The sequence below is a fragment of the Chromatiales bacterium genome (genome assembly GCA_020445605.1).
Taxonomy (GTDB): Bacteria; Pseudomonadota; Gammaproteobacteria; order JAGRGH01; family JAGRGH01; genus JAGRGH01.
Map to the genome: position 1 here is coordinate 233,310 of JAGRGH010000037.1, position 14,047 is coordinate 247,356.

Here is a 14,047-nt window from a genome sequence, read left to right on the forward strand (position 1 = left end):
CTGTTAGCGCATGCGCACGACGGCATATAGATCGTAGGGGTCGCGGAAGGTCCACATGCAGTCGGCAAACCCGGCGCGCGCGGCGATGGCCTCCCAGCTCGGGATGGATTCCGGGTGATCCTGATTCAGCACGTGGGCGCTGACGCGGCTCAACTGGTCCTCGCTCAGATCGGCCCACTGATCGCGAAAGCAGCGCACGCTGCGTTCGAGAAACTGTTCGCGGGTCTCGTCGTCGCGACGGAACACGTCATAGACGAAGATCTCACCGTCGTCGGTCAGCTGGTCGTGCATCCACGCGAGCAGTTCGCGTTTCTCGTCGTTTTCCAGATGATGCATGGAATAGCCGGCGACGATCAGGTGGTACGGCCGGTCGGCGTAGTCGGCCGACCGCTGCATGGTGTCGGCGTGTAGCTGGATGTCACGCACGCGGCCGTCCAGGTTCTTGCGGGCGAACTCCAGCGCCGGCGCGGACAGATCGATCCCGCGATAGTGCGCGATCTCGTTGCCTTCGAGCGCCTGGCTCAGCACGTAGGCATCGCCACAGCCGACCTCGAGCACGTTCATGTCCACATGCAGCAGGCCGCCGAGCGCCCGACGCATCTGGTCGGTGATCTCGTTGTGCAGCATGTAGTTGCCGGCAATGACCTGCTGGTAGAGCTGCCAGCCTTCGAAGAAGGACTGGATGTCTTTGTCGTCCTGGTTCATCGCATGTGGCCCCAGACGGTTGTGGATGACGGCCGGCCTCGTGCGCGGTGGCGGCCAGTTGTGCGGCCGGCGTCGGGCGTTGCAGAAATATGGCACGCCGGCCGGTACATGTCACGTCCCGGTTATTACCCGGGCACGGCGGCTCAGGGACGTTGCAGGAGGTCTTGGTACAGGGCCGAATAGCGCTGGGCGCTGGCCCGCCAGCTGAAGTCGCGCTGCATGGCGTTGCGCTGCATCTGGCGCCAGACGGACGGTTCGCGCCAGACGGCGATGGCCTGTCGGAGCGCGCCGGCCAGGTCTTTCTGCGTGGCCTCGCCGAATGAAAAGCCGGTGGCGGTTTCCAGGTTCGAACGCTTGACGTCGAGGCCGGTCACGGTGTCCGCAAGCCCGCCCGTGGCGCGCACGATCGGCAGCGTGCCGTAGCGCATGGAGTACATCTGGTTCAGCCCGCAGGGTTCGTAGCGCGAGGGCATGACGAAGGCGTCCGCGCCCGCCTCAATGCGATGCGCGAGCTGTTCGTCGTAACCTAGGCGCACGGCCACCGCGTCCGGAAAGCGCGTGGCGAGCGATGACAGGGTCTGTTCGAGTTCGGGATCGCCACTGCCGAGCACGGCGAGCTGTGCGCCCTGCTCGATCAGCGCGGGCAGGGTCTGCACGAGCAGATCGATGCCTTTCTGGTAGGCGAGCCGGCTGACCACGCCGAACAGCGGCGCCTCCAGATACGGACGCAGGCCGAGCGCCTGTTGCAGCAGTTCCTTGTTGCGCTGTTTGTAGCCGAGCCGCGCGGCGCTGTATTTGCGCACGACGTGCGGATCGCCAGCAGGATCCCACACGCGCGTGTCGATGCCGTTGACGATGCCGGTCAGCGCGTCCGCGCGCTTGCGCAGCATTCCGTCCATGCCAAATCCAAAGTCAGCGGTCTGGATCTCTTCGGCATAGGTCGGGCTCACGGTCGTGATCGCGTCGCTGTAGACGATGCCGGCCTTCAGGAACGAGAAATGCCCGTAGAACTCCGCGCCATCCGGTGTGTAGACCGACCACGGCAGCCCGAGCGTGTCGACACTTTGCGGTGCGAAATTGCCCTGGTAGCCGATGTTGTGGATGGAGAACACCGAGCGCACCCCGGCGACGGGTTTCAGCCGCAGCCATAGCGCGGCGGGGCCGGTCTGCCAGTCGTTCAGATGCAGGATCTGCGGCCGCCAGTCGCCGGGCAACCCGCCCACGCAGAGCATGGTCGCGACTTCCGAGAGCAGGCCGAACCGGATCGCGCTGTCGGCGTGCTCCTGACCCTGCTCGTTCAGGTACGGACCACCCGGTCGCTCGTACAGGGCGGGTGCGATCAGCGTGTACACCGGGACTTTCGTATCCGGCATGCGGTATTCGCCGATCTCCACCGGCCCGACGCGGGTTTGCAGCGTCGCGGTCGCGCGTGCGCGCCCGAGGGCCTTTGTGACCGCCGGATACGCTGGCAGCAGGATGCGGCAGTCGTGGCCGGTTTCGACCAGCGCCGCCGGCAGGGCGCCGGCGACATCGGCGAGACCGCCGGTCTTGACCAGCGGCTGCACCTCGGAGGCGACGAACAGGATGCGCACGTCGGCCGGGTCGGTCAGTCCTGCACCAGGATCAGCCCGCCGAGCGGTGGCAGGTTCAGCCGGATGCTGAACGGCCGGTGCATCTCGGCGTGTTCACCGGCGATGAATTCCACGCCGGCCGGGTATTCGCTGCCGCCGTAACAGGCGGCGTCGCTGTTCAGCGCGACACGGTAGCGCCCGGCACGCGGCACGCCGAGCGCGTAGTCGTTTCTCGGCACCGGCGTGAAATTCAGCACGACGATGCACAGCGAATCGCCGGCACGACGCAGGAAGCTCAGCACCGACTGGCGCGCGTCGTCGCACTCCAGCCACTCGAAGCCCTGGGCCTCGAAGTCGTGCGCGTGCAGTGCGGTCAGGTCGCGGTACAGGTGGTTGAGATCGCGCACCAGTGACTGCACGCCGCGATGCGGCCCGCGTTCGAGCAGGTGCCACTCCAGCGCGGTTTCGGAATTCCATTCCAGCCCGTGCGCGAAATCGCTGCCCATGAACAGCAGCTTCTTGCCCGGATACGCCCACTGATAGGTGTAGAGCAGGCGCAGGTTCGCGAACCGTTGCCAGGTGTCGCCCGGCATCTTGTCCAGCATGGAACGTTTGCCGTGCACGACTTCATCGTGCGAGAGCGGCAGCACGAAGTTTTCCGTCCAGCTGTAGAGCATGCCGAAGGTCAGCCGGTGGTGATGCCAGGGACGGTGCACGGGATCGCGCTCGAGGTAATCGAGCGTGTCGTGCATCCAGCCCATGTTCCATTTCATGGAGAAGCCGAGCCCACCGTGATCGACCGGACGCGAGACCTGCGCCCAGGCCGTGGATTCTTCGGCGACGATCACCGCGCCCGGATGCTGGGCGTGGGCAACGCTGTTGAGCTGCCGGATGAACTCGATCGCGTCGAGGTTCTCGCGTCCGCCGTGTGGGTTCGGCAGCCATTCGCCCTCGCGTCGCGAGTAGTCGAGATACAGCATGGAGGCGACCGCATCCACGCGCAGGCCGTCGATGTGCATTTCGTCGAGCCAGTACAGCGCGCTGGAGAGCAGGAAATTGCGCACCTCGTTGCGGCCGTAGTTGAAGATCAGCGTGCCCCAGTCGGGATGCTCACCGCGGCGCGGGTCGGCGTGTTCGTACAGCGCGCTGCCGTCGAAGCGCGCGAGCGCAAAGTCGTCGCGCGGGAAATGCGCCGGCGTCCAGTCCAGCAGCACGCCAATGCCGTGCTGGTGCAGGCGGTCGACGAAGGCGCGGAACTCGTCGGGCGTGCCGAAGCGCCGGGTCGGCGCGTAGTAGCCGGTCGTCTGGTAGCCCCAGGAGGCGTCGAACGGGTGTTCCATGACCGGCAGCAGTTCGACGTGGGTGTAGCCCATGTCCGCCACGTATCCGGCGAGCCGGTCGGCGAGTTCCAGGTAGTTCAGGAACTGGCCGTTGGCGTCGCGTTGCCATGAGCCCAGGTGCACCTCGTAGACCGACATCGGCGCGTGGCGCCAGTCGCGCGCGGCGCGCCCGGCCATCCAGTCCTGGTCGGCCCATGCGTACCGCCCTTCGGCGGTGACCACGGATGCCGTGGCCGGGCGCAGTTCGAACGCGCGGCCGTAGGGATCGCTCTTCAGCCGCAGCGCGCCGTCGCGGGTGCGGATCTCGAATTTGTACAGGGTGCCGGCACTGACGCCCGGCACGAACAGCTCGAATACGCCGCTGGCGCCGCGCGAACGCATGGGGTGGCAGCGGCCGTCCCAGCGGTTGAAGTCGCCGACGATGCTGACGCGCTCGGCGTTCGGCGACCACACCGCGAAGCGGGTGCCGGCGAAGCCGTCGACGGTCGCCTCGTGCGCGCCGAGGAACCGCCAGGCATGCCAGTGCTTGCCCTGGCCGAACAGGTGCAGATCGAATTCCGAGATCTGCGGCGGAAAGCAGTACGGATCATGGCGGCGGTGTTTGCCGCCGTCGTGGTCGCGCCAGACGATCTCGTAGCGCTCGGGAACACACCCGGCCGGGCCGGTCCACTCGAACAGTCCGGCGGGCTTGGCCTGCACCAGTTCGGGGCCGTCCGCGCCGATCCGTGCACTGCTGGCGTGCGGCAGCAGGACGCGTACGGTCACATTCGCGCCGTGCGGGTGCCGGCCCAGCACCTCGAACGGGTCGTGGTGGCGGGCTTCAACAATGCGATGTCGTGCGTCTTCGCTGGCGGCCATTGCTCGATAGCATCGCGGGTTCGTACCCGCAGGGGATTGCGATAGGTCAAGCCTCGGCGAGTTACGCCCGTGCATGGCTTGGCCGTGGGAGGGGCGATAGTATACTTACCGTCGTTCTCCGGCATCCCCGACCACCACCCCTCGCGAGCACTCCATGGTTCAGGAAACCGGGCGGCGTTTTGTCAGCCGTCTGACACGTGAAACGCTGGCGCTGATTCTTGCCGGCGGGCAGGGCACCCGGCTGGCGGGGCTCACGCGCTGGCGCGCGAAGCCAGCCGTACCATTCGGCGGCAAGTTCCGCATCATCGATTTTCCGCTGTCGAACTGCATGAACTCCGGCATCCGCCGAATCGCGGTGCTGACGCAGTACAAGTCGCATTCGCTGATCGGCCATATCGTCAACGGCTGGTCATTTTTACGTGGCGAATTCGGCGAATTCGTTGAATTGTTGCCTGCGCAACAGCGCCTGAATCAGTCCTGGTATGCCGGTACGGCCGATGCGGTCTATCAGAATCTGGACATCATTCGTTCGCACGCGCCGGGTTATGTGCTGATCCTCGCTGGTGACCACATCTACAAGATGGACTATGGTCCGATGATCGCCGCGCACGTGGAGTCGGGCGCGGATCTCACGATCGGCTGCATCGAAGTGCCGATCGACCGGGCGAACCAGTTCGGCGTGATGTCGGTGGATTCCGACAACCGGATCATCGCATTCCAGGAAAAGCCCGCGGAGCCACCGTCCATGCCGGGGGACCCCACCCAGGCGCTGGCATCGATGGGCATCTATGTCTTCAATGCTCGCTTCCTCTACGAACAGCTGATCCGCGACGCCGATGAGCCGCGTTCCACGCATGATTTCGGCAAGGACGTCATTCCGCGGCTGATCGATCGTTACCGCGTGCTCGCGTTTCCGTTTCGCGATGCGAGCACCGGCGCGCGCGCCTACTGGCGTGACGTTGGCACGGTGGATGCATTCTGGCAGGCGAACCTGGAACTGATTGGCGTGACGCCGGAGCTGAACCTGTATGACGATGACTGGCCGATCTGGACCTACCAGGCCCAGCTGCCGCCGGCGAAGTTCATCTTCGACGACGACAACCGGCGAGGCATGGCCGTGGATTCCATGGTCTCCGGCGGGTGCATCATCTCGGGCGCGTATCTGCGTCGCTCGCTCTTGTTCTCGCATGTGCGCGTGGAGGCCTCCAGCCGTGTGCTGGATTCCGTCGTGCTGCCCGATGCCATCATCGGCCAGAACTGCCGGATTCAGCGCGCGGTCATCGACAAGGGCTGTTCCATCCCCGATGGCACGGTCATCGGCGAGGATCGTGCCGAGGACCGGCGCCGGTTCCATGTTTCAGAAGGCGGGGTTGTGCTCGTGACGCCGGAGATGCTCGGCGTCGAACTGCACCATGCGCGGTAGCGAAGGCGCCGCGGCACGACTGAAGGTCGTGCTGTGCTGGCACATGCACCAGCCGGTGTATCGCGACCCGGCGGGTCGCTGGCGCCAGCCGTGGACCTATCTGCACGCGATCAAGGACTACAGCGACATGGCGGCCTATCTGGAGGCCGAACCCGCCGCGCGCGCCGTCGTCAACTTCGCACCGGTCCTGCTTGAACAGATCGAGGCCTACGCGCGCGAACTGCGCGCGATGCTCGACGGCGGTGCGCCGGTCGGCGATCCACTGCTCGCGGCGCTCAGCGAGCACGCACTGCCCACCGACGCACGGCCACGCGCGGCCCTGATTCGAGCCGCGTTGCGCGCGAACGAACAGCGCGTGATCGGTCGTTTCAAGCCGTTTCACGAACTCGTTGCCCTGGCGCATGCGGCACTCGATCTTGAAGCGCCTGCATCCAACGCCTGCTACCTCAGCGATGCGTTCGTCCATGACCTCGTGGTCTGGTATCACCTCGCGTGGATGGGTGAGAGCGTGCGCCGGGCACATCCGCTGATCGGCGAGCTGGAGAAGACCGCGCGTGGATTCACCGTCGGTCAGCGTCGGGCACTCGCGGAACTGATTCACGAGGTGATCGCGGGCATCATCGCGCGCTATCGCGCGCTCGCTGATTCGGGGCGCGTGGAGCTGTCCGTTACGCCCTATGCGCATCCGATCGTGCCGTTGCTGCTGGATTTCGAAACCGCGCGCGAGTCCATGCCGACCGCGCCGTTGCCGGAAGGCGAATATCCCGGTGGGGAGGCACGTGCACGCCGACACATCGAACATGGAATCGGGGTGTTCGAACAGTATTTCGGGCATCGTCCGCAGGGCTGCTGGCCTTCGGAAGGCGCGATCGATTCCGGTACCGCGCGTCTGCTCGGCGAATACGGCTTCCGCTGGGCCGCGACCGGCGAAAGCGTGCTGACGAACACACTTGGGGATGCACGCTCGAAGTATCGCGGCAAGAGCTGGCTGTATCGGCCGTGGCAGCCGGATGAAACTCCGCTGGCGATGTTCTTTCGCGACGACGGGCTTTCCGACCGCATCGGCTTTCAGTACGCGAGCTGGCATGCGGACGATGCGGTTGCCAACCTCACGCACGCACTGGCCGACATTGCCGCGCATTGCAATGATCCATCCCGGCGCGTGGTGTCGATCATTCTCGATGGCGAGAATGCCTGGGAGTACTACCCGGAAAACGCGCGCTATTTCCTGCCGGCCCTGTACAAGAGCCTCGGCGAACACCCGGCGCTGGAACTGACGACCTTCAGTTCCGCGCTGAAGACCCTCAGGACCGAAACCCTGCCCACACCGCTGGTGGCCGGCAGCTGGGTGCATGGCACGCTCGCGACCTGGATCGGCGCGTTCGACAAGAACCGCGGCTGGGATCTGCTGGTCGCGGCCAAGAAGGCCTTCGACGAGGCCTGCGAAAGTGGTCTGAAAGGCGACCGGCTGGCGGCAGCCGAACAGCAGCTCAGCGTGTGCGAGGGCTCGGACTGGTTCTGGTGGCTCGGAGACTACAATCCGGGCGAAGCGGTGAGTGATTTCGAGCGCCTGTATCGCGCGCAACTGCGCGAGCTGTACCGGCTGATCGGGGTCGAGCCGCCGGCGGCGCTCGATGCCGTGCTCTCGACCGGCACCGGCACGCCGGCGACCGGAGGCGTCATGCGAACGGGACAAGCGACCGCGTGAACGGCATTGGTACGCAGCGCCGTGCCGGCGTGCTGCTGCATCCGACTGCGCTGCCATCCGGGCGTCTCGACGGCGACGCAACGCGGTTCATCGACTGGCTCGGCGAGTGTGGCTTCGGCGTCTGGCAGATGCTGCCGCTGGGGCCACCGGTGGTCGGGCTCTCGCCATATTCATCCGCCTCTGCGTTCGCGGGGCATGCCGGCCTCGTGCCCGCCGAGTCAGCCGCACAGGCCAGTCATTCGGACATTCCGGTCGCCGATGTCTGGCTCGACGATTACGTTCTGTTTGCCACGCTCAAACAGCGCCTCGGCGGTGCGCCGTGGTGGCAGTGGCCGGAGCCACTGCGTGAACGCGAGCCGGGCGCGCTGGCACAGGCGCGCGAATCGCTCGCCGTGCAGATACAACAACTGAAATCCGAACAGGCGGAGTTCTTCGGGCACTTTGCGCGCTTGCGCGCACTCGCGCATGCTTCGAGCGTGTCCCTGTTTGGCGATCTGCCGCTGTTCGTCGCCGATGACAGCGCCGATGTCTGGGCCCATCCGCAGTGGTTCAAGCTGCATCGTGACGGGCCTGAACGTGGACGTCCGCGCGTGGTGGCGGGGGTGCCGCCGGATTATTTTTCCGCGACCGGGCAGCGCTGGGGCAATCCGATCTACGACTGGGACGCGCTCGCGCGCGATGGCTTCCGCTGGTGGCTGGATCGCGTGGCCGTGCAGCTTGCGCAGTTCGACCTGATCCGGATCGATCATTTTCGCGGGCTCGCGGCGAGCTGGGAGATTCCCGCTGCCGATCCGGTGGCGACCGGCGGGACCTGGGTCGAGGTGCCGGGGGCGGCGCTGCTCGACGCAGTCAACGCCAGCCTTGGCGAGGTGCCGTTCGTGGCCGAGGACCTCGGCATCATCACGCCCGATGTCGAGCGCCTGCGTGAACGCCACCAGTTGCCGGGTATGAAGATCCTGCAATTCGCCTTCGACAGTGACGATCTGAATCCGTATCTGCCGGCGAACCACGTCGAAAACTGCGTCGTCTACACCGGCACGCATGACAACGACACGACGGTCGGCTGGTATTCAAAGCTGGCAGCCGGTCAGCGCGAACGGGTACGCAGCGTGCTTGGCATGGCGGATGATTCCGAGATGCCCTGGGCGATGATCGACGCCGCGCTGGCCTCGCCGGCACGCCTTGCAGTGATTCCGATGCAGGATCTGCTCGGCCTCGGCACCGAGGCCCGTTTCAACACACCGGGCACGACCACGGGCAACTGGGAGTGGCGCTTCGACTGGAGCCAGATCGACGGCCGACTGACCAGCAGGCTGCGCGACCGGCTACGCGATCACGGCCGCGCATGACGCTTGCGCTGGGCATCGATCTGGGGGGCACGACGCTGCGTGGCGGGGTCGTGGACGGTCTAGAAGTCATCGAGGAGGTTCGCGCGACGCCGCGTCTCGGCGCCGCCTGCGCCGAGCTTGATTCCACGTCGGCAAAACAGCTGGTGGCCGACGCGCTCGCCGGATTCGCCCGTGACGTTCTGGCGCGCCATCCGGGCATCCACGCGATCGGAGTGGGCGCGCCCGGTTATGTCAGTGCCGACGGCCGTGTGCTGCGTGGTGCGCCGAATTTGCCCGGTGTGACCGACGCGGAACTCGCCGACGCCCTGTCGGCGGCAACCAGCCGCCCGGTTCGGCTCGAGAACGATGCACTCGCCGCTGCGTGGGGCGAATACCTGCTCGACGCGCAGAGCCCGGACCTGATCTACCTCGGGCTGGGCACGGGAATCGGCGGCGGGTTGGTGCTCGGCGGACGCCCCTGGCGTGGAACCACGGGCATGGCCATGGAGTTCGGCCACATCATCGTCGAGCCTGGCGGGCGCTCGTGTGGCTGTGGCAATCGCGGCTGCGTGGAGCGATATGCGTCGGCGAGCGGTCTGCGCATCAGCTATGCGTTGTCCGGCGGTGGCGATCTGGACGCAAGTGAGATCGCCGCGCGCGCCCGCGCCGGAGAATCCATGGCGCTACAGGCCTTTGCGGTCGCGGCCGGCATGCTCGCGAGCGCGTGCGCGCACCTCGTCAAGATCACCGATGTACGCAACCTGGTGATCGGCGGCGGACTGAGCGCCGCCTGGGACCAGTTCGAGCCGAACTTTCCGTGTGCGCTGGATGCACAGTTGCTCGCGGGGCAGCGCGGATCGATCCGTGTGCGACCGTCCACCGCAGACGACCGTGCCGGCATCCTCGGCGCCGCACGTCTGGCGCTGGATACAATGTCCTAGACCCCGCGCTCATCTTTCCCGCAGGGTGCGCGTGGCGCACCGTTGGCGCTTGTCCGATGAAAATTCCCCGCCGGTGCTGCCCATGAACCTGACTACGGATGTCCTGCTGATCGGTGCTGGGGCCATGAGCTCCACTCTCGCGTCCATGCTCAAGCAGCTGGACCCCGCCATTACGATCACAATGGTCGAGCGGCTCGGTACGCCGTTGCAGGAAAGCAGCGCAGGCTGGAATAACGCCGGTACCGGCCATGCCGCGTACTGTGAGCTGAACTACACCCCCGCGCAGGAAGACGGCCGCATCGATATCCATCGGGCATTCGGTATCAATGCCCGTTACGAGGTCAGCCTTCAGTACTGGTCACATCTGGTCAAGCTCGGCGCCTTGCCGGCTCCGGAAAACTTCATCAATCCGGTGCCACACGTCAGTTTCGTGTGGGGGGAGGCCAACGTGGAGTTTCTTCGAAGGCGGCATCAGTCGCTCAGAAAGCACCCGATGTTTGAGCCGATGGAGTTCAGCGAAGATCCCGAAGTGCTGCTCAAGTGGATGCCGCTGATCATGAAAGGGCGCAAGCCGGATCAGAAAGTGGCCGCTACCCGAGTTGCGCATGGCACGGATGTGAATTTCGCGGCGGTGAGTCGCGGAATGATTCGCCACCTGAACTCGTTGGATGGGTTTGATCTGCTGCTGAATACCTCGGCGATCAACCTGAAACAGGGAAAGGACAAACGTTGGACGGTGACCCTTCGACACGAGTCAAACTCGGAGATCAGCACCGTCGATGCCGGTTTTGTATTCATCGGCGCAGGCGGTGGCACGCTTCCACTGTTGCAGAAGGCGGGCATTCCCGAAGCCAGGGGTTATGGCGGCTTCCCGGTTAGCGGTCAGTGGTTGGTCTGCAAGAACCCGAAAATCGTTGAACAACACATGGCCAAGGTGTACGGCAAGGCCGCTGCCGGCGCTCCGCCCATGTCGGTGCCTCATCTCGATACGCGTTTTATTGATGGCGAAAAGGCACTGCTGTTCGGGCCTTTTGCCGGTTTTACCACGAGATTTCTCAAGTACGGATCGGCTTGGGATCTTTTCAAGTCCATCCGGTTCAACAACCTGATGCCGATGGTCTACGTCGGTCGGAACAACTTTGATCTGATCAGGTACCTGATCAGGGAAATCAGCCAGACCCACGGCTCTCGCATGGAGGCGCTGCGGCAGTATTACCCGCTTGCCCACGATACCGACTGGGCGTTTGCCACTGCCGGGCAACGCGTGCAGATCATCAAAAGGGATCGGGAAAAAGGCGGCAGACTCGAATTTGGCACCGAGGTCATCCACAGCGCGGACCGAACTTTGGCCGCATTGCTTGGTGCCTCGCCCGGCGCCTCCATCCTGGTGCCGATCATCCTTGAGATTATAGAGAAGTGCTTCGCGGAAAGACTGGCGAGCGAGGAATGGCAAATCAAGATACGACAGATCATTCCGTCCTATGGAATCTCGATCGTTTCGAACAAGGAGCTTTTTCTCTCGATTCGTGACGATACGGTGACCACCCTGAAGCTGGACAGGCTGGCGGAGTTGCCGGTGCTGCACAGCCTGCATGCCTACAGGGAGAACGAGGATTTTGGTATGGACCGGCGCAAGAAGGCCGATCTCGGTCCAGCCTGAAGCGTGGTCAACCCACCTCTATTGAGAGGCGGAGCATCGTGCGCGCCGCGCATTGCGAGCGTCGTGACTCTGAGCCTGCCTCCTCGTTCCCTTTGAAAAGCCGATTCCAGCCAGGCCGACGCCAAGCAGTAATAGAGTGGCCGGAACCGGCAGGTTTTCTACCGCAGCTGTAGTCAAGATCAGCTGCCAAGTTACCTGCTGTGACGTTTCTCCGCAAAAAGGCTCACAGATGTCATCAACGATCTGATAGAAGTGGTTTGTCGAAAACGTATAGTCTCCCGGGTCAGTACTGACCAGAAGGCTTGTCGGTGAAGAAACGGAAAACAGTGAAAACGAGCCTGTCCCACCATTTGCGTTGGCTGCCGAACTTGACCAAAAATCAGGTAGTACGATGATGAAGTCCAGTTGATATTGGGTTAACGCAAATCCGAACGGAACGGTGAAGGCCAGTGAGTCTCCAAGATCCCCGGTGCAAGGGTGGGTGGCCGATGCAAATGTTGGCGCCGGAATAAAGGGAGTGCTGCAGTTTATCGATCCGGAAATTGAGTTCAGCCCTTCGTCAAGGGTGCCCACGCTTGCGAAGCCAGGACCGAAATCTGGCCCCTCGCTTACGACCAAGGCTTGCCCGGAACGCGCAAACGCCAACACGACAACGGCGACCAACACCAATCGATTGAATTGCATCTAACGCCCCCTGGACTGTACTTGTTGATGGGTGTCTTGCGGATGTCGACCAGTGCCGCTGATCCGAGACGATTTCTGGAGCTAAGCATGTTCTATGCCAGTTACGTCTTCATCCTTAATAATCAGAGGCCTATCTTGAGGCGCCGGAAGCTGGGTCACTTGGCTTGCATGCCCTTGTAAAGAATTTTGACAATGTGTGGCGAGTTCCTTCCGTTCCAGCCAACAGGCTGCGGGCCGTCTTGGCCGGAAGGTATAGCGCCGGATTGCCGATGTCACTCGACGTCGCGAGCGCTCGATTGGGCGTGCGGGGGAGGTGTGTCGTTTACTGAAGTCCTTCAGCGAGCGTCTTGAACTTCTGCTCCATGGCATAGACGCCGAAGTGCCGGTTCGGGCTCAGGTGATCGAAAATGCCGAGCCGTTTGAACAGCTTGTCGACGTCGGCGTTCTGTACCTGTTCCGGCGTCTTGTCGGCAAAGATCGACAGCAGGATCGCGACCAGCCCCTTGATGATGGAGGTGTCGCTGGTCGCGTGAAACTCCACGGTGCCGGACGCGGTTTCGCTCAAACGCGCCGTGACCCAGACCTTGCTCATGCACCCGTGCACCAGGTTCGCATCGACCATTTCCGCGGCCGGCATGTCCGGCAGTTGTTCGCCAAGCTCCGTGATGTAGGCATAGCGGTCGTCCCAGTCGTCCAGGAACTCGAAGGTTTCGATGATCTGCGTCAGTTCAGCCATGGTCATCCAGGGTCAGGTTTCTGCGATCGCACCCTTGCCAACGCCTTCGAATGCCGTCACGCGTATGTGCCGGCCGGGATGTTCGTGCGCGACGCGTTCCGCGATGTGTTCAGCGATGTGCTCGACGGTCGACTGGCCGTCAATCAGGTAACAGCGGGCGGCCGGCAGTTCCAGCTCGAAACGCCCCTGCGCGGCGGTGTACTCGAACCGGTAGATGGCGGCGCCTGCCGGCGAAACAAGGTGTGCACGGGTGCCGATGAAGCAGCCATCCAGGTGTTTGCACCAGGTCTGCTGTAGTTCCGGGCTGGCGACGCCGTCGACATTGATCGCGACACTGGCGCGATGTCCGTGCCCCATGCGCTGGCAGTTGCCGGTGTGGTGTTTGAGTCCGTGGGTGTAGCGGTACAGCGGGGGGCCGGCAGGCTCATGACGGAGTTCGGCATGAACGCCACTGACCCTTGCGGGCAGATGTGCGCGGGCGATGGTCTCGATTGCGCGCACCAGCGCAGCTCCGTTGATGTCGGTGGCTGCAAAGGTGCGGACCGCTTCGTCCGGTGCGCGATAACGCAGCCTGCCGAGCGTGGTTTCCAGGGCAATCTCCGCGACTCCGCCCCGCGAGGCGTGGGCTACGCCGGCCGCGGCCAGCGGCACCAGCAGCTTGTGATCCAGGGCAGAGTCGATCTCGCGCTTGAGCTTCGTCTTGAGCTCGCCGAAATCGACCAGCATGCCGCCCGGGTCGAGTTGCCCGTCGAGTCGAAGGTCGACGATCCAGCTGTCGCCCGTGAGCCCCGTTTCGGGGTCCAGGCGCGCGGAATCGATCACGGTCAGGTTGCGGACGAAAAGCGCGGGCACGGGTGTCGGGGCGGGCGGCGTAAACCGACATGGTATGCCGGAACGCCAGGCACAAAAAAGGCGGATCGGCCTGGGGCCGACCCGCCTGAAGTACTCCGATGGAGAACGGAGGTGCTTACTTCGCGACCGGCGCCTGCGGGGCGACGGGGGCGACCGGAGCGACCGGGGCGTAGCCGTAGGGGGCATAGCCGTAGTACGGGGCGTTGTAGCCATAGCCGTTGCCATAGCCGCGGCCGTGGAC

General features: G+C 64.2%; 11 protein-coding genes. 5 read left to right on the forward strand and 6 right to left on the reverse strand.

What is annotated here, in order from left to right:
• Window positions 1–3: 3 nt before the first annotated feature.
• The 3 genes from KDG50_08150 to glgB form a co-directional block, all read right to left on the reverse strand.
• Complete coding sequence (locus KDG50_08150; GenBank protein MCB1865391.1) at window positions 4–705, reverse strand: class I SAM-dependent methyltransferase; 702 nt, start codon at window positions 703–705, stop codon at window positions 4–6.
• A 143-nt stretch (window positions 706–848) separates the two neighbouring features.
• Window positions 849–2,297, reverse strand: a complete 1,449-nt coding sequence (gene glgA, locus KDG50_08155; GenBank protein ID MCB1865392.1) for a glycogen synthase GlgA — start codon at window positions 2,295–2,297, stop codon at window positions 849–851.
• A 14-nt stretch (window positions 2,298–2,311) separates the two neighbouring features.
• Window positions 2,312–4,474, reverse strand: a complete 2,163-nt coding sequence (gene glgB, locus KDG50_08160) for a 1,4-alpha-glucan branching protein GlgB (protein ID MCB1865393.1) — start codon at window positions 4,472–4,474, stop codon at window positions 2,312–2,314.
• Window positions 4,475–4,628: 154 nt separating this feature from the next.
• On the opposite strand from glgB, the gene glgC reads away from it, so the two are divergent.
• From glgC to mqo, 5 genes are all read left to right on the forward strand, one after another.
• Window positions 4,629–5,897, forward strand: coding sequence for a glucose-1-phosphate adenylyltransferase (gene glgC, locus KDG50_08165; GenBank protein MCB1865394.1), 1,269 nt, complete (start codon window positions 4,629–4,631; stop codon window positions 5,895–5,897).
• Window positions 5,887–7,605 (forward strand): glycoside hydrolase, encoded by a 1,719-nt coding sequence (locus KDG50_08170; protein ID MCB1865395.1) that lies wholly within the window; start codon window positions 5,887–5,889, stop codon window positions 7,603–7,605. The genes glgC and KDG50_08170 overlap by 11 nt, the downstream gene beginning before the upstream one ends.
• A complete protein-coding gene (malQ, locus tag KDG50_08175) occupies window positions 7,602–8,954 on the forward strand; it encodes a 4-alpha-glucanotransferase (GenBank protein MCB1865396.1) in 1,353 nt (450 codons plus the stop codon). Before KDG50_08170 ends, malQ begins: the two co-directional genes overlap by 4 nt.
• Window positions 8,951–9,874 carry an ROK family protein gene (locus tag KDG50_08180; GenBank protein ID MCB1865397.1) on the forward strand — a complete coding sequence of 308 codons (924 nt, stop codon included), beginning with the start codon at window positions 8,951–8,953 and terminating at the stop codon, window positions 9,872–9,874. The genes malQ and KDG50_08180 overlap by 4 nt, the downstream gene beginning before the upstream one ends.
• An 82-nt stretch (window positions 9,875–9,956) precedes the next feature.
• On the forward strand, window positions 9,957–11,534 hold the full coding sequence (gene mqo / locus KDG50_08185) for a malate dehydrogenase (quinone) (GenBank protein MCB1865398.1): 1,578 nt from the start codon (window positions 9,957–9,959) through the stop codon (window positions 11,532–11,534).
• An 18-nt stretch (window positions 11,535–11,552) separates the two neighbouring features.
• Here the strand turns inward: mqo and KDG50_08190 are convergent, their stop codons facing one another.
• The 3 genes from KDG50_08190 to KDG50_08200 form a co-directional block, all read right to left on the reverse strand.
• Window positions 11,553–12,218: a hypothetical protein gene (locus tag KDG50_08190; GenBank protein MCB1865399.1), complete on the reverse strand. Its 666-nt coding sequence runs from the start codon at window positions 12,216–12,218 to the stop codon at window positions 11,553–11,555.
• A 322-nt stretch (window positions 12,219–12,540) separates the two neighbouring features.
• Window positions 12,541–12,960, reverse strand: a complete 420-nt coding sequence (locus tag KDG50_08195) for a SufE family protein (protein MCB1865400.1) — start codon at window positions 12,958–12,960, stop codon at window positions 12,541–12,543.
• Between the two features lie 6 nt (window positions 12,961–12,966).
• Window positions 12,967–13,806, reverse strand: coding sequence for a 6-carboxytetrahydropterin synthase (locus tag KDG50_08200; protein ID MCB1865401.1), 840 nt, complete (start codon window positions 13,804–13,806; stop codon window positions 12,967–12,969).
• Window positions 13,807–14,047 lie beyond the last annotated feature (241 nt).